The organism is Maribacter sp. UBA3344 (genome assembly GCF_002362375.1).
In the GTDB taxonomy this organism is placed as follows: domain Bacteria; phylum Bacteroidota; class Bacteroidia; order Flavobacteriales; family Flavobacteriaceae; genus Maribacter; species Maribacter dokdonensis.
Map to the genome: position 1 here is coordinate 265,727 of NZ_DERI01000011.1, position 19,714 is coordinate 285,440.

The 19,714-nt window shown below is 36.2% G+C and carries 19 protein-coding genes; 10 read left to right on the forward strand and 9 right to left on the reverse strand.

The genetic code is table 11. The annotated features are described in order from the left end of the window. Nucleotides 1–352 precede the first annotated feature (352 nt). From B2Z27_RS08805 to B2Z27_RS08830, 6 genes are read left to right on the forward strand one after another with little or no spacing between them, the layout of a single operon-like run. Entirely contained in the window at nucleotides 353–1,090 is a 738-nt protein-coding gene (locus tag B2Z27_RS08805) for a CDP-alcohol phosphatidyltransferase family protein (RefSeq protein ID WP_286813384.1), read from the forward strand. Between the two features lie 25 nt (nucleotides 1,091–1,115). Beyond that, nucleotides 1,116–1,631, forward strand: a complete 516-nt coding sequence (locus B2Z27_RS08810) for a DinB family protein (protein ID WP_286813385.1) — start codon at nucleotides 1,116–1,118, stop codon at nucleotides 1,629–1,631. Nucleotides 1,632–1,657: 26 nt separating this feature from the next. Then, complete coding sequence (locus B2Z27_RS08815) at nucleotides 1,658–2,719, forward strand: flavin monoamine oxidase family protein (protein WP_286813386.1); 1,062 nt, start codon at nucleotides 1,658–1,660, stop codon at nucleotides 2,717–2,719. A 10-nt stretch (nucleotides 2,720–2,729) separates the two neighbouring features. Next, the gene (locus tag B2Z27_RS08820) at nucleotides 2,730–3,674 is read left to right on the forward strand and encodes a tRNA dihydrouridine synthase (protein ID WP_286813387.1); all 945 of its coding nucleotides are present in this window, start codon (nucleotides 2,730–2,732) and stop codon (nucleotides 3,672–3,674) included. Between the two features lie 39 nt (nucleotides 3,675–3,713). Next, the gene (locus B2Z27_RS08825; RefSeq protein ID WP_286813388.1) at nucleotides 3,714–4,223 is read left to right on the forward strand and encodes a hypothetical protein; all 510 of its coding nucleotides are present in this window, start codon (nucleotides 3,714–3,716) and stop codon (nucleotides 4,221–4,223) included. A 59-nt stretch (nucleotides 4,224–4,282) separates the two neighbouring features. Then, the gene (locus B2Z27_RS08830) at nucleotides 4,283–6,463 is read left to right on the forward strand and encodes a B12-binding domain-containing radical SAM protein (protein WP_286813389.1); all 2,181 of its coding nucleotides are present in this window, start codon (nucleotides 4,283–4,285) and stop codon (nucleotides 6,461–6,463) included. Between the two features lie 50 nt (nucleotides 6,464–6,513). Here the strand turns inward: B2Z27_RS08830 and B2Z27_RS08835 are convergent, their stop codons facing one another. Beyond that, on the reverse strand, nucleotides 6,514–8,211 hold the full coding sequence (locus B2Z27_RS08835) for an alkaline phosphatase D family protein (RefSeq protein ID WP_286813390.1): 1,698 nt from the start codon (nucleotides 8,209–8,211) through the stop codon (nucleotides 6,514–6,516). 130 nt (nucleotides 8,212–8,341) lie between these two features. Between B2Z27_RS08835 and B2Z27_RS08840 the strand changes: the two genes are divergently transcribed. The 3 genes from B2Z27_RS08840 to B2Z27_RS08850 are packed head-to-tail and all read left to right on the forward strand — an operon-like array spanning nucleotide 8,342 to nucleotide 10,495. Further along, nucleotides 8,342–8,857 carry a GyrI-like domain-containing protein gene (locus B2Z27_RS08840; protein ID WP_286813391.1) on the forward strand — a complete coding sequence of 172 codons (516 nt, stop codon included), beginning with the start codon at nucleotides 8,342–8,344 and terminating at the stop codon, nucleotides 8,855–8,857. Beyond that, nucleotides 8,854–10,128, forward strand: coding sequence for an MFS transporter (locus B2Z27_RS08845; RefSeq protein WP_286813392.1), 1,275 nt, complete (start codon nucleotides 8,854–8,856; stop codon nucleotides 10,126–10,128). The genes B2Z27_RS08840 and B2Z27_RS08845 overlap by 4 nt, the downstream gene beginning before the upstream one ends. Continuing rightward, on the forward strand, nucleotides 10,115–10,495 hold the full coding sequence (locus B2Z27_RS08850) for a DUF4345 domain-containing protein (protein ID WP_286813393.1): 381 nt from the start codon (nucleotides 10,115–10,117) through the stop codon (nucleotides 10,493–10,495). The genes B2Z27_RS08845 and B2Z27_RS08850 overlap by 14 nt, the downstream gene beginning before the upstream one ends. Nucleotides 10,496–10,505: 10 nt before the next feature. Here B2Z27_RS08850 and lptB read toward each other — a convergent pair whose 3' ends face one another. Genes lptB through B2Z27_RS08870 form a run of 4 tightly spaced genes read right to left on the reverse strand, consistent with a single transcriptional unit; the run spans nucleotide 10,506 to nucleotide 13,469 of the window. Next, nucleotides 10,506–11,246, reverse strand: a complete 741-nt coding sequence (gene lptB / locus B2Z27_RS08855) for an LPS export ABC transporter ATP-binding protein (RefSeq protein WP_058103464.1) — start codon at nucleotides 11,244–11,246, stop codon at nucleotides 10,506–10,508. Between the two features lie 51 nt (nucleotides 11,247–11,297). Further along, nucleotides 11,298–11,648, reverse strand: coding sequence for a carboxymuconolactone decarboxylase family protein (locus B2Z27_RS08860; RefSeq protein WP_071341661.1), 351 nt, complete (start codon nucleotides 11,646–11,648; stop codon nucleotides 11,298–11,300). Continuing rightward, on the reverse strand, nucleotides 11,632–12,492 hold the full coding sequence (tatC, locus tag B2Z27_RS08865; protein WP_058103462.1) for a twin-arginine translocase subunit TatC: 861 nt from the start codon (nucleotides 12,490–12,492) through the stop codon (nucleotides 11,632–11,634). The genes B2Z27_RS08860 and tatC overlap by 17 nt, the downstream gene beginning before the upstream one ends. Next, the gene (locus B2Z27_RS08870) at nucleotides 12,492–13,469 is read right to left on the reverse strand and encodes a KpsF/GutQ family sugar-phosphate isomerase (RefSeq protein WP_071341663.1); all 978 of its coding nucleotides are present in this window, start codon (nucleotides 13,467–13,469) and stop codon (nucleotides 12,492–12,494) included. Before B2Z27_RS08870 ends, tatC begins: the two co-directional genes overlap by 1 nt. 174 nt (nucleotides 13,470–13,643) lie before the next feature. On the opposite strand from B2Z27_RS08870, the gene recQ reads away from it, so the two are divergent. After that, nucleotides 13,644–15,854 (forward strand): DNA helicase RecQ, encoded by a 2,211-nt coding sequence (gene recQ, locus B2Z27_RS08875; protein WP_236973291.1) that lies wholly within the window; start codon nucleotides 13,644–13,646, stop codon nucleotides 15,852–15,854. Between the two features lie 91 nt (nucleotides 15,855–15,945). Here the strand turns inward: recQ and B2Z27_RS08880 are convergent, their stop codons facing one another. From B2Z27_RS08880 to B2Z27_RS08895, 4 genes are all read right to left on the reverse strand, one after another. Beyond that, nucleotides 15,946–17,259 (reverse strand): carboxypeptidase-like regulatory domain-containing protein, encoded by a 1,314-nt coding sequence (locus tag B2Z27_RS08880; protein WP_414673394.1) that lies wholly within the window; start codon nucleotides 17,257–17,259, stop codon nucleotides 15,946–15,948. 106 nt (nucleotides 17,260–17,365) lie between these two features. Further along, the gene (gene rluF, locus B2Z27_RS08885) at nucleotides 17,366–18,109 is read right to left on the reverse strand and encodes a 23S rRNA pseudouridine(2604) synthase RluF (protein ID WP_286813394.1); all 744 of its coding nucleotides are present in this window, start codon (nucleotides 18,107–18,109) and stop codon (nucleotides 17,366–17,368) included. Nucleotides 18,110–18,128: 19 nt separating this feature from the next. Next, nucleotides 18,129–19,139, reverse strand: a complete 1,011-nt coding sequence (locus tag B2Z27_RS08890) for a serine hydrolase (protein ID WP_286813395.1) — start codon at nucleotides 19,137–19,139, stop codon at nucleotides 18,129–18,131. 135 nt (nucleotides 19,140–19,274) lie between these two features. Then, nucleotides 19,275–19,514 (reverse strand): hypothetical protein, encoded by a 240-nt coding sequence (locus B2Z27_RS08895; protein ID WP_286813396.1) that lies wholly within the window; start codon nucleotides 19,512–19,514, stop codon nucleotides 19,275–19,277. Nucleotides 19,515–19,714 lie beyond the last annotated feature (200 nt).

Genomic DNA, 19,714 nt, shown 5'->3' on the forward strand with positions numbered 1-19,714 from the left:
TATAAAAATCTATTTTTTGTTGATTATTGTTACATTGGTCATAATTTAAACTTAATATCTTAACTAAACAATACTATGCGTGCATAATATTTTTCATATCCCTATTATTTTGTGATATGTTATAGTGAAAGTTAGTTTTTATTCTGATGGGGTGGGTGTAAATAAAAGTAAAACAGTTATTTAGGTGTTCATTTGAACTGGTTTTAGGTTTAGTGAAAACAAAGAATGCTGATGTTGCTATAGTATTTTTATGTTGAAAATCTTTACCACCATTTAATTATATTATTTTAGAGCAAATATTGTTAAAGGGGCATGCCAATCTTGCTCCTTTTTTGACCTTAGGCGAAGTATTATGAAAAGACATATTCCAAATTTTATTACTCTTTTAAACGTTTTCTGCGGTTGTGTGGCATCGGTATTTGCCGTTTTGAATAAATTGGAAATTGCCGCAATTTTTGTAGCTCTGGGTATATTCTTCGATTTTTTTGACGGATTGGCAGCTCGTGTTCTTGATGTAAAAAGTGAATTAGGCCTTCAGTTAGATTCTTTGGCCGATATGATCACAAGTGGTTTGGTACCGGGTATTGTAATGTTTCAGTTGTTGGCAATGTCGCAGACAAGTGGTTGGGGAGATGGTTCTCACTTTTTTCTTGAAAGTGGTACTATTACATTTCAGCATTTATTGCCCTTTTTCGGATTTGTAATTACAATGGCTTCAGGTTATAGATTGGCTAAGTTCAATATTGATGAAAACCAGACCTCTTCCTTTATTGGTTTGCCTACTCCGGCCAATGCTTTGTTAATTCTTTCGTTACCGCTTATATTAATATATCAAAACAATGAATTGTTAAACGGTATTATTCTCAATCAATGGTTCTTAATAATTTTGACATTGGTAAGCGCCTATTTGTTGAATGCCAATTTGCCCTTGTTCGCATTAAAATTTAAGAATACCAGTTTTAAGGATAATGCCATGCGTTATATCTTTTTAATTATTAGCCTGGTGCTTATTGTAACCATGAAATTTATGGCCATCCCTTTAATTATTATATTCTATGTAGTAAGTTCAGTAGTACAAGAGAGACTTTAATACTGTACATTTAGGAAAGATAACTATGGAGAATGAAGAATATGAGTTTTGGTTAAGTGGACCAATTGATGGTGTGCCAGATTTGTTACAGCCCGCCGCGCATGCACTTTTACAATCAGAACGTGAGTTAAAGAAGTACACTGCTGATTTCCCTAAAGAATTATTTTGGGCTAAAACGGCAGGTAGGGCTTCCGTAGGTTTTCATATGAACCATGTGACGGGCGTATTAGATCGCATGTTGACCTACGCTAAAGGTGAATCGTTATCAGATGAACAATTTACTTTTTTGAAACAAGAAGGTACTTTTAATCTAAATACAGACGTAATCTATTTGCAAGAGCAATTTTCTGCTAAAGTAGAAGAGGCTATAGGGTATTTTAAAACCGTTCCAGAAAATTCACTTACCGAAGATAGAACTGTTGGTAGAAAAAAATTACCGACAACCGTTATAGGTTTATTGTTTCATGCTGCAGAGCATAGCCAAAGACATATTGGTCAGTTATTGGTTACTGTAAGCATATTACAAGCCGATATTTCATAAACTTTTAAATTCCATTTTTTATCAGCATGAATAAAACGATAGTAATTATCGGTGCAGGATTATCTGGTTTGTTAACTGCGTACCGTCTACAAGAACTTGGTTTTAATGTAAAGGTATTAGAAGCTAGAAGTCGTATTGGAGGAAGAATATATACCGTGGAATCCAATAAAACCAAAGTTGAAATGGGTGCCACTTGGTTTAATGACAGCCATTATCATTTATTGGATGTTATAGAAGAGTTCAAGGTTCCCTATTTTGAACAATTCATGACCGGTATATCTTATTTTCAAACATTTTCAAATGTGCCACCTCAAGAAATTGCTGTCCCTAGTAATAGTCCTAGTTATCGTTTTAAAAATGGTACGGTAGATTTAATAAATGCAATTTTCTCTAAACTTGCGCCAGAAACGGTTTTGTTGAACGAAAAAGTAGATAAAGTTATTTTTGAGGAAGATAGGGTCAAAGTGGTTACTAAATCTCATACATTGGTTACCAATGTCGTTATTTCAACATTGCCCCCTGCAGTTTTAATTGATCAAATTGATTTTTCTCCGTCACTGCCAAATGAGTTGCAAACCATTGCAGAGCACACGCATACATGGATGCAAGATTCCATTAAAGTAGCATTGACCTATAAAAAACCATTTTGGAGAGCGCAGGGAAAATCGGGCACAATATTTAGTAATATTGGTCCTTTGACTGAGTTTTATGATCAGTCTAATGTAGAAAACAATTCATTTGCCCTGGTTGGTTTTGCATCAGGTAGTTGTGCCCGTTTTACTAAAGAACAACGTATAGAAAAAATTGAAGCGCAATTAAAAATGGTTTTTGGTGATGATGCTTTACACTATGAGGCGTATCATGAAACGGCTTGGTTTAATGAAGAATTTACAAAATCGGACATGCAGGCAGATCATTTGTTTCCACATCAAAATGGAGGTCACGCTGTATTTTCTAAACCTCTAAATGGTAATAAATTGTTTATTTCTGGTGCAGAAACTTCAAATCATCATGCTGGTTACATGGAAGGCGCTATTTTTGCAGCTGAATCTGTTGTGGCAAAACTCAAGAAACTGCACAACAAGTAGTCAATTATAAATGTCAGTCACCTTACTATCTTCTCCGTTACAAGGTTTTACCGATTTTAGATTCCGAAATGCGTTTCATAAATATTTTGGAGGTATAGATACTTTTTATGCGCCCTACATTCGACTGAATGGTAAAATGGTTATAAAAAATTCGTATCAGAAAGACTTGCAGCCAGATAATAATACCACACTAGAGGTAATACCGCAGGTAATGACGGGCGATGCCGATGAGTTTTTATTTGTCATTAAGTATATTCAAAGTTTAGGTTACAAGGAACTTAACTGGAACTTAGGTTGCCCTTACCCAATGGTAACAAAGCAAGGTATGGGAAGCGGACTCATTTGTAATCCTGAGAAAATTGACCATATTTTAAAACGTGCGCATGAAGAAACAGATGTAGTGGTTTCCATGAAAATGAGAATGGGCTATGAGCACGCAGAAGAGATTTTAGATGTTTTTCCAATTTTAGATAAATATCCGTTAAAGAATATTGCTATTCATGCGCGTATTGGAAAGCAGCTGTACAAAGGCAGTGTAGATTTAGATGCTTTTCAAAAATGTATAGACGGTACTAAACATAAATTATATTATAATGGAGATATTACCACTGTAGCTAAGTTTAAAGAAATGAAAGAGCGCTTTCCTAGCATAGACCATTTTATGATGGGCAGAGGGCTGATTGCCGACCCATTTCTACCTAGTATGATTAAGAACAATACCACCGAATACCCAAAAGACCGTTGGAAGATTTTTTCAGAATTTCACGATACAATCTATCAGCAATATGATGAGGCGTTATCAGGACCAACACCTATAAAAATGAAGATGCGTGGTTTTTGGGAGTATTTTGCACTGTCTACCTCTAATCCACACAAAGCATTCAAAAAGATAAAAAAAGCCAACAATCCCAGAGCATATCAGCAGGCGGTACGTGAGATATTGAATAATGAGTGAGATTTTTCTTATATTGTTGGTTATTACTAACAGCCTTATATGAAAACTAAAACCACCAAATTTTTATTAAAAGTAGTAATGTTTTTTCCAATTTGTTTTGGAGTAATGCTATGGTTTGATAAGTTTGATTTTAATGACTGGGAATTTCAAATTATTGTAGGGTTTGTTGCGGCATTTGGTATAACTTTTTGGCAACTATTTGATTATGAAAAATATAGTGCGATTTCATATGAAGATTTTCTTGAATCTAAGCATAGTTTATGTTTGGAAAATAGCGAAGAAAACTGGCGTCAACTTAATGAATTAATTGAAAATCCTTTAGTAGAATCAGAAATTATAGAAAAAACAGAGGTTAAGCTGAAGTTCCAAATAGAACGAAGATATTCAGATTCAATTCTAACGGTACATAGAACGTCAGATGCTATTATAGTTAGTATTGAAAAAAAGTTCTTTTCCTTTTTACCTGATCGTGCAGATAATTACCGAACTATACAAAAGATAGCAAAAAGTAGCCAGCAAACCCAGAGCATACAAACAAGCGGTACGTGAGATATTGAATTATGAGTAGCGTAACCATTATCTTTGCTACCTTGTTCTAAATATCGCTAGTGAAAGACCTTCTTTTAATAACACCGCCCTTTACTCAATTAAATACTCCGTATCCGGCAACGGCATACATAAAGGGTTTTTTGAATACAAAGGATATTTCTTCTTACCAGTCAGATTTAGGGATTGAGGTTATTTTATCACTCTTCAATAAAAATACATTTCGGCAGCTGTTTGCAATGGCTTATGAGGCAGATGCCATTGTAACTGAAAATACCCAAAGAATATATGCACTTCGTCATGAATATTTAAAAACCTTAGATGCGGTTATTCTTTTTCTACAAGGTAAAAATGATACTTTGGCAAGGCAGTTATGTACTGATAGTTTTTTGCCAAAAGCTTCTAGATTTCAACAATTGGATGATTTGGAATGGGCATTTGGGAATATGGGTATGCAGGATAAAGCCAAGCACTTGGCAACTCTGTATCTAGAGGATCTTTCAGATTTTATAGTAGAATGTATAGATCCCAACTTTGGTTTTAGTAGATATGCAGAACGGCTTGGACGCAGTGCCAATTCTTTTGATGAGTTATATGGTCATTTAGGTAATGACCCAACTTTCATTGATGAATTAACCCTAAATATTTTAAAAAAGCAATTAGAGGAACATACACCCAAACTGGTTTGTTTTTCGGTACCCTTTCCAGGGAACTTATATAGCGCCTTTCGTTGTGCCCAATTTATAAAGACTAATTATCCTGATGTGAAAATTGCCATGGGTGGCGGATTTCCAAATACAGAATTGCGCAGCCTTACCGATGTTCGGGTGTTTGAATTTTTTGATTTTATAACTTTGGATGATGGTGAACTTCCGTTAGAATTGGTGCATCAATATATAGTTCATGGAGAAGGGGAGTTAAAGCGTGCTTTTGTCTTAGAGGATGGTAAAGTTGTATATAAGAATGATAGTTTAAGGCAAGATTATAAGCAACAAGATGTAGGTACACCAGATTATGCTGATCTGCAATTAGAGAATTATATTTCGGTCATTGAAATTGCTAACCCAATGCATAGTCTGTGGAGCGATGGTCGTTGGAATAAGCTTACCATGGCTCATGGTTGTTATTGGGGTAAATGTACCTTTTGCGATATTTCTTTAGATTATATAAAAATCTACGAACCGGTTGCTGCAAGTATGCTGGTAGATCGTGTAGAAACTTTAATTGCCCAAACTGGTGAGTCAGGTTTTCATTTTGTTGATGAAGCGGCGCCACCTTCGTTAATGAAAGCTTTTGCCTTAGAGGTGTTAAAACGAAATTTGACCATTACTTGGTGGACGAACATTCGTTTTGAAAAGAATTTCACTCAAGATTTATGTTATCTATTAAAAGCATCGGGCTGCATTGCGGTCTCTGGTGGTTTGGAAGTTGCATCTGACCGACTTTTAAAACTGATAGATAAAGGCGTAACGGTAGCGCAAGTTGCACAGGTTACTAGAAATTTCACCGAAGCGAACATCATGGTGCATTCGTATTTAATGTACGGCTACCCAACGCAAACCGTTCAAGAAACGGTAGATAGTTTAGAAATGGTAAGGCAGTTATTTGAGTTGGGAATTATACAATCGGGCTTTTGGCATCAATTTGCATTAACGGCGCACAGTCCGGTTGGTTTAGATCCTGAAGAATATGGGGTAATGCCAAATTTAAAAGATATCAGTTTTGCGAACAACGATATAGATTTTAAGGATAAAACCGGTATAGATCACGGTATATTCAGCTTCGGATTAAAGAAATCACTTTTTAATTTTATGCACGGTATCGGTTTTGATATGAGCTTACAAGAATGGTTCGATTTTGATATTCCGCAGTCTACCATATCACCCGATTATATTTATGATTGCCTGCAACAAGAAGTGGTTTTAAAAACAAAACCTACCGCTAAGATTGTTTTTATAGGGCAAATGCCACTAGTGCAAGAACAGGTGAAAAAGAAAAAGGGTAGGTCATGGGAGCAATTACAGTTATATTTTCATTCCACCACAGATGTATACGAAATTACGGTCGATAAACAACAGGGTGAGTGGCTACTGGATAATGTAGAGAAAATAAGTCCAGCCAATACACCAATTACTTTTGCCCAATTAAAGAAAGATTTTGAAATGCAATTTGAGGATTTTGAACTGTTTTGGTATTCAAAACAATTATTGGGATTACGTGAACACGGGCTTTTGGTATTATAAAAAAAGCCACAATGAATAACAAAGTGGCTTTTTTATCCTTAAAAGTTAAATTACGAATAGCTATACGTGTAGCCTACCTCTGTACTATAAGACGCTGATAAAAGAGTGTCTACAAAAATCCATTCAGAAGTTACCTCGGTAGTAGTGAAAGTAGTCATCATAAATCCTCTTCTAGAGGCATCAAAATAGTTAAGACCATCTACTAAGGCAACCATCGCATCTTGAAAACCAGCAATCAATTCTGGGGAGACATTCGTACCTAAGTAAGTTTCAAAACCAGGAGAACTAACTGATGAAGTTGCTAGTTCTATGCCTACTTCTGTACCGTTTTCTGCGGTTAAGGTGTTTTGCCAAGCATTGTGAGTGTCACCAGCAAGTGTTACAATTTTTTTACCATTTAAGGCATTGTAAATAGTTTCACGGTCTATTGGGTAACCGTCCCAAGCATCTAAGTTATATGGAATAACAGACGTTACCCTAGCAATTTCTTCGTCTGTTAACGTAGGGTCATTATTTAATACTCTAAGTTTTATAGTTACCAACTCTGTAAGTATAGTTGCGAAATTATCAGACTCAAAAGCCGTTAACAGTTCTATAGGTACATACATTTTACCCATAAGTACTTGCTGTCCTAATACCTGCCACTTTGCAGTACTACCGTTAATTTCGGAAATAACCCAATCTCTTTGTTCGGCACCTAAAATAGAACGGTTGGGGTCTGATAATGCTGTTTGGAATGCAACAGCGTCAAAACCGGTTGCAGTAAAATAATCTGTGATGCTTAATTGTTTGTCCCTGCCAATTAAACGAGTATCCATCAACACCAGATTTACCAGATTTCCAATATTTACAGATCTGTAGATAAGACTATTGTCATCTGCAGAAATTCTTGAGAATGGTAAAAACTCGCTGTACGCTTGTAAGGCATTTTGCTTTCTTACTTCAAAACTACCTTCGGTAGCTTCATCATGGTTTTCAGCACCTTCTTTATAGGTGTCATTGGCAATTTCGTGATCGTCCCAAACACAGATAAAAGGCTTTTTTTGGTGCGCCAATTGTAAGGATGTATCCGATCTATATTGTTTGTATCGGGTGCGGTAGTCATCCAATGAAATAATCTCTCCCTCTGGTTCATGAGAACGATTTAAAAATGCATTTTCTGCTGTTGAGCCATATCCTCTGGCACCATACTCATAAAAGTAGTCTCCTAAATGAACAATGATATCTGCATCGGAATTTGCCATTGCATCGTACGCATTGAACAAACCTGCTTGGTAGTTAGAACATGAACAAACTGCTAACTTGGCTTGCGTAGCATCGGTGGGTAGTGTAATGGTTTCACCAACCACGGAAATGGAATTATCAGAAGTACTTATAAATCTATAATATAATTTTTGATCAGCTTCCAGCTCGGTCAATTCAATGGCCAAAGTATTGTCCCTAGAGGTTTCAGTTGTTATTTTTCCGGTTCTTAATATGCTGCTAAAATCCGATTGTGTAGAGACTTCCCAGATAATTTCAACATTTGCCGTGGTATAACGTGTCCATATAATTACACCAGAATTACTTGGGTCAAAACTGGCAACCCCGTAACTAAAGTTTTGTACAGTTAATTGCGATTCGTCATATTCAACTTGTACATTGTCATCTTCGCTACAGCTTATAATGTTTGGGGCTAAAATTATTCCCCCGGAAGCCATTAAGGTTTTTTGAATAAAATTTCTTCTGGTGCTTTTCGTCTTTTTCATCTGGTAAATTAGTTTCCTCAAAATTGTTTTAATTCCGATCAATCTATGTTAGTTGAACTTTATGTTTGTGTTATTGAAACTATCGGTAACAATAATGACCTAAGGTCAGTTGGTTTTATAACCGTTCTATATGAATTTCTTAAGTTTGGAGAATAGCTGTAGAAATATGACTCCTAAGATTATTACCCTTAAAGAAAAAAAGTTGATAGGATTATCTGTTGAAATGAGTTTGTTAGATAATAAAACCCCTCAACTTTGGAAAACGTTTAGGCAACGTAGTAAGGAAGTGGATCATAGGGCGTCTGAAGATTTTATATCACTGCAACAATATCCTAGCCATTATTTTGAACGATTTAGCGCTGGTAGCGAATTTGTAAAGTGGGCTTGTGTTGAGGTTGATGAAGTGGACAATATTCCCGAAGGCATGAACATGTTACTATTGGAAACTGGCTTATATGCTGTATTTCATTATACAGGAAGTGCACAAAACGCACCTACTTTCTTTCAATATATTTATGGGGAATGGATTCCTAACTCAGAATATCAATTAGATGATCGCCCACATTTTGAAGTACTTGGGGCTACATACAAAAACAACGATCCCAACTCAGAAGAAGAAGTATGGATTCCTATAAAAGCAAAATGAAACAACCTGAAAAAGCGCCCTGGTATTATCTCTTATTATTAATATTGGCTGGGGAAAGTGTTTTTATTTTGCCGTTTGTGCTACAACGTGTTTTTAGACCTACAGTTTTAAAGGTTTTTGAACTCGATAATGTTTCTTTAGGTCTGTGCTTTTCGGTATACGGTTTTGTAGCGTTGGTCTCATATGTGCTTGGTGGTCCGTTAGCAGATAAATATCAACCAAGAAAGTTAATAGCCATTGCACTTTGGATGACTGCAATGGGCGGTTTGGTATTCGCTACTTTTCCCAACTATATTACGTTACAGGTTCTTTACGGTTTTTGGGGCTTTACTACCATATTTCTCTTTTGGTCTCCCATGATAAAAGCTACCCGTGTTTGGGGCGGTATAAATTCTCAAGGCAGGGCATTCGGGTTTTTAGATGGTGGTAGGGGCTTGGTAGGAGCCTTGTTCGGTACACTTGGGGTAGTGGTATTTTCTTATTTTATGACGACGGATTTGGAAGTCGCTAGTTTGGAAGAGAGCCGTTTTGCTTTTAGATATGTTATTTTAACTTCTGCAGGTATTGTAGCTGTAGTGGGTATTTTGGTATGGTTGTTCATGAAATTACCTGCAGATCAGGAAAAAGAAATTGTCATTGATCGTATTACAGCTTCGCAGATTAAAGAGGTGCTGCGGTTGCCATCGGTTCAATTGTTAATGGTCATTATTCTATGTGCCTATGTGGGTTATAAGATTACGGATATTTTTTCGCTGTATGCTCAAGATGTAATGTTGCTTAATGAAGTTGCCTCAGCGGAAGTTGGTACTGTTTTGTTATTTGCAAGACCGGCAGTAGGGGTGTTGATCGGTATTGTTGCAGATCGATCTAGACCTAGTTTGTTTTTGTTCATAGGTTTTGTAATGGCCTTCATTGGTTCTTTGATTTTTGCTCTAGGAGTAGTTGAAAATGTTTCTTATGCTATGTTCATATTTTCGATTATGATTGTGGCGCTTGGTGTTTACGCCATACGTTCACTGTATTTCGCGGTTATGCAAAGTGGTAGAATCCCTTTGGTTTTAACGGGTACCGCTGTGGGTATTATTTCATTGATAGGCTATACTCCAGATATTTTTGCCGGACCCGCAATGGGGTACTTATTAGATGCATCACCGGGTTTAAAAGGGCATCAACATGTATTTTGGATGTTGGCTGTATTTTCTTTTGTGGGCGGATTGGCAGCTTTTAGATATTTGCAACTTTATGGTAAAAGGTTTTATGGTAATTCCTAAAAATCTTAATCTTTTACTTTCAGCTGTAATCGTCATTATTGCAGGTTTGGTGTATGGCGCCTATCCTACCTATGTTATGCCAGAACTTTTGGGTTTTCAGGTGGTAGATTTAGAATTGAAGAACATGCTGCGTGCCGTAATGGGAATTTATATGGGAGTTGGCCTATATTGGTTATTTGGTGCTTTAAATCCTAAATTTTGGTACGGGGCAACGGTCTGCAATGTGCTTTTTATGGGAGGAATATCATTAGGAAGAATAGTAAGTACATTGTTTGACGGTGTATCCCCTTTGTTTACTCCCGCATTAGTATTAGAATTGTTGTTCTTTGGCTGGGGATTATATAACCTTAAAAAGTATAAGGAATAGTACTTATTTTTTAAAAATCCAGCTTCTTCTTACGTAGCTCAAAATTCTGCCCAAGATATACTTTACGTACCATTTCATCTGCAGCCAGATCTTCTGGAATACCGGATTTTAAAATTCCGCCTTCGAACATTAGGTAAGAACGTTCTGTAATGGCAAGTGTTTCCTGAACATTGTGATCGGTAATGAGTATACCGATGTTTTTGTTCTTTAGTTGCGCTACAATACGTTGTATGTCTTCTACGGCCACGGGGTCTACTCCTGCAAAAGGCTCGTCAAGAAGAATAAACTTTGGATCGGTAGCCAAAGCTCTTGCAATCTCAGTTCTTCTTCGTTCCCCACCAGATAACAAATCGCCACGGTTTTTTCGAATATGCCCCAGACCAAATTCCTCAATGAGCGATTCCATTTTCATGTGCTGCTCTTTCTTGCTTAATTTGGTTAGTTGTAGTACGCTGAGAATGTTCTTTTCTATACTTAGTTTTCTAAATACCGACGCTTCTTGTGCCAAGTACCCAATACCGTTTTGTGCTCTTTTGTACATGGGGAATTTAGTAATCTCCATGTCGTCTAAATAGATACTTCCGCCGTTAGGTTTTATAAGGCCAACAATCATGTAAAAGGATGTGGTTTTACCCGCACCGTTTGGTCCAAGTAGCCCTACGATCTCTCCTTGGTTTACCTCAAGGGAAATTCCTTTAACCACCCTACGGCCTCTGTAGGATTTCATAATATTGTCGGCACGTAACTTCATGTTTTCAAATCTATTGGTTATTGGTCTGTTAGAAAAGTAATTAGGGATTTTTTAACCTTCTTGGTTTTCTAATTCTTCCCAGTATTCATAAGCTCTTCTTAAGTGTGGTATAACAATAGTACCGCCTACCAAAGTAGCTATACTTAAAGTTTCCATGACCTCTTCTTTAGAAACACCTTCTTTGTATGAACTTTCTAAATGATATTTTACACAATCATCACATCGTAACACCGTAGAAGCCACAAGACCTAATAACTCTTTGGTTTTCACATCTAAGGCACCAGCGGCAAAAGCATTGGTGTCTAAATTGAATATACGTTTTACTATTTTATTATTATCGGCCAATAACTTATCGTTCATCTTAGAACGATACGCGTTAAATTCTTCAATTTGATTTGACATTTCTATTTGCTTTTTTTTCTTTTTCAGCTTTTCTTCGTTCTTTTCTCAATACCATAGCAGAAATATAGATACTTACTTGATATAAGATCAATACCGGTATGGCCACTATAATTTGGCTGGCAACGTCTGGCGGAGTTATTACGGCAGATAAGATCAAAACGACCACCAATGCTATTTTTCTATATTTTCTCATTATTTCTGGGGTTACCAGGCCAATTTTGGTCAAAAAGAAAATAATGATCGGTAGTTCAAATAAAACACCACAGGCAATTACAGATGCTCTAACGGTAGATATGTAAGACGCAAGGTCAAATTCATTGGTAACCTCTGAACTTACTTGGTAGGTTCCTAAAAAGTTAATGGATAATGGTGATACCACATAGTACCCGAACAATACACCTAGAAAAAATAAGAAAGATGCTATGAAAATAAAGCCTCTAGAATTTCTTCGTTCTTTTTCGTAAAGTCCCGGACTAATGAATTTCCACATTTCATAAAGAACATAGGGAAAGCCAATAATGAAACCGGCCCAGATCGATGTCCAAATATGTGCGGAAAATTGCCCGGACATTAATCTACTTTGTATGGTAAATGGAAGTTTATCGGCACAAAAAGCCGAGTCAAATCCAAAATACGTTGCGATATCACAAAATAATTTGTAGGTGGGGAAATCCATTTTTTTAGGTCCGAAAATAACCGTGTCAAAAATGAAATCTTTCATTAAAAAGGCAACACTTCCAATAATGACAACTGCCAAAACTGATCTTATTAAATGCCATCTTAATTCTTCTAAATGGTCTAGAAATGACATCTCGTTAGGAGAGGTAGTAGCTTTGGAACTCATTATAAAATACCTTCGTTTATTAAATTATGTAAATGTATAACACCAATGTAGGTATCATTATCCATGGCCAACAGTTGTGAGATTCCCTTTTTCTGCATTTGCTCTAATGCTTTTATGGCTAAAGTATTGGCAGATATTGTTTTAGGGTTGGTGGTCATGATATCTTTGGCGGTCAATCCTTTTATATTATCATACTTGTTTAGCATTCGTCTTATGTCGCCATCGGTAACAATACCAACAACTTTTTCTCTATCAAGTACGGCAGTGACCCCTAACATTTTTTTAGAAATTTCAACAATAACCTTTTTGACATCTTCGTCTTGTTGTACGCTTGGCACTTGATTTTTGCTCACAAGGTCAGAAACTCTTAGGTAAAGTCTTTTTCCCAATGACCCGCCAGGGTGATATTTTGCAAAGTCAGAACTGGTAAATCCCTTAATTTCCAATAGAACTATGGCCAAGGCATCTCCCATTACCAATTGTGCGGTAGTGCTTGTTGTAGGAGCCAAACCATTTGGGCAAGCCTCTTTTTCTACATGGGTATTTAAAATATAATCTGCCTGCTTTGCTAAAAAAGAATCGGTATTACCGGTCATTGCAATTAATTTGTTTGTACCTCTTTTTATGAGCGGTACCAACATCTTGATTTCGGGTGTGTTTCCACTGTTAGAAATGCAGATGACTACGTCATTATCCTGTACGGTTCCCAAATCTCCATGAATGGCGTCGCCAGCATGCATAAAAATTGCGGGAGTACCTGTAGAATTCAAGGTAGCTACAATTTTAGTGGCAATGATGGCACTCTTGCCAATACCAGAGATTATAACACGGCCTTTTGCCTGGATAATGCAGTTTACGATACTGGCAAAATCGTCGGTCAAAAGAGATGAAAGTTGTGCTATAGCATCACGCTCAGTTTCAATGGTTTTTTTCGCTAAGCCAATAATGGTGTCCGTTGCAATCAATCTATTATTCAAATTATGGATTGTATTCCTAAAAGAATGTATTATCTTTAAGATGACAAAATTAAACAAACTTAATTTTAAATGCCGATTATCGCATAATAATTTAGAAACGCCAAGCTTGGCAAAAGATTAATTTTGTTCGCTTATAGATTTTTAAAGTAAGTAGTGTCCCCTTAAATGTAAAATGTGACAGACAGTAAAGAATTTGACAATATCGATTTACATTCCTCATTAAAAAAATATTTTGGGTTTTCTCAGTTTAAAGGACTTCAAGAAGAGGTAATTAAAAATGTTTTAAGACAGAATAATACGTTTGTAATTATGCCTACCGGCGGTGGTAAATCGCTTTGCTACCAATTACCTGCGTTAATGCAAGAAGGTACCGCAATTATTGTATCTCCACTTATTGCTTTAATGAAGAATCAAGTAGATGCCATACGTGGTGTATCTTCTGAGAACGGAATAGCACATGTGCTCAACTCATCATTGAACAAAGGTGAAATAAAACAGGTAAAGCAAGATATCACCAACGGCGTTACCAAACTTTTATATGTTGCTCCAGAGTCATTGACAAAAGAAGAGAATGTAGAGTTTTTACGCTCGGTTACTATTTCTTTTGTAGCGGTAGACGAAGCACATTGTATCTCTGAATGGGGGCATGATTTTAGACCTGAGTATAGAAACCTAAAATCTATTGTTGAACGTTTGGGCGATAATATTCCTATTATAGGACTTACCGCAACGGCTACACCTAAAGTGCAGGAAGACATCATAAAGAATTTAGGAATTGGTGGAGCCACTTTGTTCAAGGCATCTTTCAATAGACCCAATTTGTTTTATGAGGTACGTACCAAAACCGAGAATATTGAGGCGGATATCATTCGTTTTGTAAAACAAAATTCAGGTAAATCCGGTATTATATATTGTCTAAGCCGAAAAAAGGTAGAAGAATTGGCTCAGGTTTTACAAGTAAATGGTGTAAGTGCCGTGCCGTATCACGCTGGTTTTGATGCTAAAACTAGATCTAAATACCAAGATATGTTCTTGATGGAAGATGTAGACGTGGTTGTGGCCACTATTGCTTTTGGTATGGGTATAGATAAGCCAGATGTTCGTTTTGTTATTCATCATGATATTCCAAAAAGTATAGAGAGTTATTACCAAGAAACGGGTAGGGCGGGCCGTGATGGTGGCGAAGGTCATTGTTTGGCATATTACTCTTATAAGGATATAGAGAAACTTGAGAAATTTATGTCCGGTAAACCGGTAGCAGAGCAAGAGATAGGAAATGCGCTGTTGCAAGAAGTTGTAGCCTATGCAGAAACCTCTATGTCTAGACGTAAGTTTATGCTTCATTATTTTGGTGAGGAATTCGACGAGGTTAACGGTGAAGGGGCAGATATGGATGACAACACCAGAAACCCAAAAGAAAAAGAAGAGGCTAAGGATGGTGTAGAAAAGCTATTAAAAGTGGTGACCGGAACTAGTGAAAAGTTTAAATCAAAGGAAATTGTAAATACCTTAAGGGGTAAGACCAATGCAATAATATCATCTCACAAAACCAATGAAAAGGAATTTTTTGGTATTGGTTCTGATAAAGATAAGGGGTATTGGATGGCCTTAATACGCCAAACATTGGTTGCGGGACTTTTGAGAAAAGAAATAGAGCAATACGGTGTACTTCATGTAACTGATAGTGGTAAGGAGTTTTTAAAGAAACCTTCTTCTTTCATGATGACCAAAGATCATGTGTACAATGCCGAAAATGATAATGCTATTGTAGGAGCTGCTAAATCTGGCGGAATTGCAGATGAGAAACTTTTAAAACAATTAAAAGATCTTAGAAAAGGTCAAGCAAAGAAATTGGGAGTACCGCCGTTTGTGGTCTTTCAAGATCCTTCTCTAGAAGATATGGCCCTTAAATATCCTATTTCCCATGAAGAGTTGCTTAATGTTCATGGTGTAGGTGAAGGTAAGGCCAAAAAATATGGAAAGCCTTTTATCGCTTTTATTAATACATACGTTTCTGAAAATGAAATTATAAGGCCAGATGATCTTGTGGTAAAGAGTACCGGTGCAAATTCTGCTCTAAAATTGTATGTGATACAGAATGTTGATAGAAAATTGCCTTTATCAGATATTGCATCGGCAAAAGGACTTGAAATACCTGAGTTGATCAAGGAAATGGAGCAGATCGTCTATAGCGGAACAAAGTTGAATTTAAACTATTGGATCGATGAGATTTTAGACGAAGATCAACAAGAAGAAATACATGATTATTTCTTAGAGGCCGATAGTGATAATCTTGAAGAAGCCATGACAGAGTTTGATGGCGAGTATGAGGAAGAAGAACTACGTTTGTATAGATTGAAGTTTATTAGTGAAGTGGCTAATTAATGTAATTGTCGCTTATAAAATTAAAATTCCCTTTGATTTTCTTTATTGAAAAACTAAAGGGAATTTTTTTCAAACCCACTTGAAACGACTTTTAACGGGCGGCAGCCGCGCCGTTGTCTATTTTTCCTCTACGTAATTGTCGTTGTATTTTTCTAATGGCAGATTCAATAGATTTTTCTGGTTCTATAATATTGTATTCGCCCCAAAAGTCTGGATCGGCAAAACCTAGTGCTTCGTCACTTAATATGATAGAAGATTTCATTCTATCCTTTGACCTGGGTATGGCGTTGGTCAAGTTTTGTTCCCAATCCGTCACGGCCATTTCACAACTCATACTATACACTGAATTGAATAGTCTTTTATCCCAGTTGACTTTAAATTCAAGAAGAACATTGCTGTAACCATAATACCATTTTCCGTTCTTTTCCCTGTAATCTACGCGGTAAGATACTTCTGTTGGCCAGACCTCTGCATTTTTTGGTTTCTTACGAACAAACATTTGAGAAGCAAGGCGCTTATCGGTAATGTTCAAAGAGTAAATGGCACTGGTTAGAATTTTATTTTCGGCATCTATATATAATTTCCCTTCATATAACGGATCAATAATTTCTGGCTTTTGCTTAAAGTCTATTACATAAATAAGTTGGTCGTTTACTCGCGTAGAAGTATCAAAAGAGAAATCATAATAGTTTAATGTTTCTGGGGTAAATATATATTTAGGGTATTTGACCATGTCCACGAACAAAGTATTGAACGGTCCACCTTGTAATTTTAAGGCAACGGTATCAAGTTTTGAATAATCAGTGCTTTTACGAGCCTTGTATAATTCAAGGGCATCTGTTCTATTAGAGGAGTATGGTGTTTTGTAAACGTTTACAACAGCTTCTGAAAGACTTACATTTGTTCTTCTTTTTTTTATGGTTTCCCTATAGAATGCTGTCATCACCGTATTTTCATCTAAGTAATTGCTCCCTTTTTTGTCTAAGGTCTCTTTTACTAAGGCTTCGGCATCGTTAGGGGCATCTATTTGTGCTTCGGATAATGCCATAACAAACTCTTCCATAAAGATTTTGTTCTTCTCCGGTTGTAGATCGGCTATATTCAATTGCTTGGTCTTGTAACCTAAGAAGGCAATAGTTAAGCTGTTTCCTTTAAATTCATTGGGTACTTTTAAAGAAAATTGACCCTCTGAATTTGTAATGGTGGTGACATTGGTATTGTCAACCGTTAGCGTGGCAAATACCAACGCTTTCTTGCTGTCAGCGTCTAAGACTTCTCCTGTATACTCAGTGAAATTAGTGTTTTGGGCCGCCATTGATTCGGTTCCTAATCCCAAGCAGCATAAAAGAATTAAAACATAGTAAACGCTAAGAGGCTTTTTAATATTGAAGTTGTAAGTTGACATGGTGCAAATTTTTTACTTAAAATAATGATTTTTAGTGAATTAAGCTAATTATTTAACCATTATTCATTTTGTTGATGTGGAATTTTTGGAGTTATGGGAACAGACTTTATTTTTTTCCATCAAACGTTTTTGAAGAAGTGCTTACCAATCTATTGATCTCTTTTAATTCCTCTTCGGTTAAATCTCTCCACTTTCCAACGGGTACATCTAGTTGAACATTCATGATCCTAATACGTTTCAGCTTTTTTACCCGATAATCCAAATATTCGCACATACGCCTAATTTGTCTATTAAGACCTTGGGTCAATATGATCCTGAATTGATAAGTGCTAACTTCATACACCTCACACTCTCTGGTTACTTGGTCAAGAATAGGAATGCCTTTTCGCATTCTGTTCAGAAAATCGATCGTTATCGGTTTGTCTACCGTTACCAAATACTCTTTTTCGTGATTGTTACGGGCACGTAAAATCTTATTTACAATGTCGCCGTCATCGGTTAGAAAAATAAGTCCTTCACTGGGTTTGTCCAATCTACCTATTGGGAATATACGCTTAGGGTAATTTATAAAATCAATTATGTTGTCCTTTTCTACACCGGTGTCGGTAGTGCAAACAATACCTACAGGTTTGTTGAATGCTAAATAGGTTGACTTGCCTTTGGGTTCCTTGATCAGTTCCCCATCTACTTTTACGATATCTCCAACAGAAATTTTGGTTCCCATTTCCGGTACTTGACCGTTAATGGTCACCCTACCTTGTTCTATAAGTTTATCTGCAGCCCTTCGTGAACAAAAACCCGCTTCACTTAAGTATTTGTTAATTCTGGTTTTACCGGCATTATCTTGCATAATCAACTTCTTGTTTCTATTATTTTTTTCTCTGTAGTTCTTGTTGATATATTTCGCGCCCTAATTGCGCTAAAAATGGAATGCCTATTTCATCATACTCATATACATCATCATTGAATATACCATCTTTATTGACCAATATAGTGGCTGTCAATAGAAAATCTATATTATTTTTTGAGTCCTTAATGTAAGCGCAATCGGTTAATGTTCCATAGGCAAACCCAACTTTGTTATATATTTTGATATGTTCTGGTATATCATCTTTAGAGTCGCCAAAAAGAAAAAACTTACAGTAGCTATCGTAATATTCTTTTTTGTCATAACCCATTTCTTTTGGTACTGTGTGCATAGCATTTAACAGGTGATTGCGCTGCTCTTTGTTTAAACGAAATTGTTCATTTAAATTAAAATTCTCTGGAAAAATAATTCGCTTTAATAGGTTATGCTGAGCAGATAAAGGATAATAGTTTTTTTGCTTAAAGCTAAATGGCTCGTTAATATATTCATCATTTTCATAATATCCTCTTCCCTTTTCTATTTCAAACAATGCTAAAGGTTTTGGCGTTTTGTTTAAAATGGGTTGTGTTATACCGGTGGTAGAATCATTAAGGTAAATAATGATGGGTTTTGTTCTTAAATCTTCTGAATGAAAACCAAGTCTATGTGAGAGCCTAACAGGAGCTATGTCTTTATTTTTTAAACTTTGGTTGATGGTTTCAAAACCTAAAAATTCTATTAACCTATTATTGGCTAAATTATCACTGACGGCAAATATCTCATTGACATCATCTGCAACGGTACTTTCAATAGTGTCACCTTCTATGTAATATTTGGTGTGTATGGTAAGGGTGTCGGTCTGGTTTATTTTTTCCATTGCCAAAACTGCGGTTGGAAATTTTACCGTACTGGCCGGATAAAAGTATACACTGTCACTTACCTGAAAATCATAGTCCGTAAATAGCACACTGTCATTTCTTCTATCAATTTGGGTGTACCTAATTTGAACCTGATATTTCTTAATACTGTCCATCACCCTTTTAATACTAATGTCTTTTGAACCTAAGGCCGTCTCAAGAAAATTTGGATTTTGTTGCTCGGTGGTGCAAGAAACTAGTATGAAGCAGCAAATGAAAAGTAAACAATGTTTCATGTAATAATTGTCAGGTTAAGGTGTGTAGACTTCACCTCTGTGCGGTTTTAATAAATCTCTTACCTTGATCATTTCGTTTTCTTCAACGACCATGAAGGCTATGCTGTACATGTCATTGATTTCTTTAAAACCGGTAATGTTAAGTGCGGTCTTTTCTAGTGCTATAAATTCATTGAGGTGCTTAACATGGTGCTCTGCGGTCTTAAGTGCCGTAGGACCTCTGAAATCCCAAATTAGTTTTATTTGTCGGTTCAAAAATGTCTTGTATTGGTTTATAAAATAAGTAAGCAAATTTACCGAAAAAACCTTAGCCCGTTTACTATTTAAAGGTGGATTGCAATTTTTAAAATAGCTGTGCTAATTGATTATTAGGTATTTGTTTATATTGTAACTCCCAAAAAAAGGTGTTAAGTAAATCATTAAGCACTTGCACACGATTTGGTAATTGCTATTTT